Consider the following 482-nt stretch of genomic DNA (forward strand, 5'->3'; position numbering starts at 1 on the left):
CCAACGAAAATTGTATATACATTGAAAAAATTATTGCATCAAACATCTCAATATCAAATTCTTGATACTGCGGCGAAAGAAGGCATCTACCCTCTTATTGCGCAACATATACCAAAAGAGAGAAATAGTGACCGTGAACAAGCTGTCTTTAATTTCGGTCTACATTATTCCATGTACTCTCTTCGCAACATTAAGAAGATGTTTAAAAATGTGCATGCACTACTGAAGCAGAAGTTTGCGGTACCAGTGACGGAAGAATCTTATCACCGTAATTATCTAAAATACCAGGAAGAAACGTTATTTAGAAAATATGCATATGATCAGGGAGTGAATCTCCATGCATATATCGCTTTAGAAATTGAAATGCGTGAAAAATTAAAAGTTCGTGGCCATAAAGAACGCACGATTCCAAGTGATGTACGTGAATGGTTTATCGAGGCAATTGATAAGCTGCCACAAGAAAAACTTCGTGTTATTGAGCT

At 36.3% G+C, this 482-nt stretch carries 1 protein-coding gene; it reads left to right on the forward strand.

The features are described 5' to 3' along the window. Positions 1-482: hypothetical protein (locus tag MR155_RS31365; protein ID WP_242312126.1), on the forward strand; the 482-nt coding region annotated here is incomplete at both ends.

The sequence above is a fragment of the Bacillus cereus group sp. BfR-BA-01331 genome (assembly GCF_022663915.1).
Lineage (GTDB): Bacteria > Bacillota > Bacilli > Bacillales > Bacillaceae_G > Bacillus_A > Bacillus_A mycoides.